The following is a 509-nucleotide window of genomic DNA, read 5'->3' as shown; positions in this document are numbered from 1 at the left end:
CTCGATCCCATGCCGGCCGCGCCGCTGCCCGCCGCGCCCGCGCCGGTGGATGGGGAAGCCGCGCTCGAAGCCGCGCGCGCGGCGGACGCGGCTGCCGACATGACGGAGGCCGCGCTGCTGCTGGAAGGCTTCACCGCCTCCGCCGCCATCGCCGCCTTGCCTGCCGCGCCGCCGCTCGCCACGCCCTATCGCCGCGCCCTGTGGCGCGGACTGACGGAGTCCGGCTTCGCGGAGGAAACCCCTTCCGGCTGGCGCATGGCCGAGGACCAGCCATTGCCTCCGCCCGGGGAAATCTGGCGCTCGGTGCTGGCCGAGCAGCCGCGGCTCGCCCTCGACATGGCCTGGCTCGCCCGTGCGGCGGAGGCGCTGCCCGCCGCCCTCGCCGGTGAATCCCGCGCTGCCGCCCCGCCGCCGCCCGAGGCCGGGGCCTTCGCGCGCCTCGCCACGGTGATGGAGGCGGCGATCGCGGCGCTGGTCGCCGCCTGGCCGGAAGGGCGGCCGTTGCGGGT

At 78.4% G+C, this 509-nt stretch carries 1 protein-coding gene; it reads left to right on the top strand.

Features of this window, described 5'->3' with window-relative positions; all coding sequences use genetic code 11:
• Positions 1 to 509 (top strand): hypothetical protein (locus GXW76_RS25545; protein ID WP_408904416.1); only part of this gene is annotated, 509 nt, incomplete at both ends.

Origin of the sequence: Neoroseomonas soli, from assembly GCF_018129065.1 — a bacterium.
In the GTDB taxonomy this organism is placed as follows: Bacteria; Pseudomonadota; Alphaproteobacteria; order Acetobacterales; family Acetobacteraceae; genus Neoroseomonas; species Neoroseomonas soli.
Note: the sequence above shows the minus strand (reverse complement) of the source record. Positions and strands in the feature narration are given on the sequence as shown.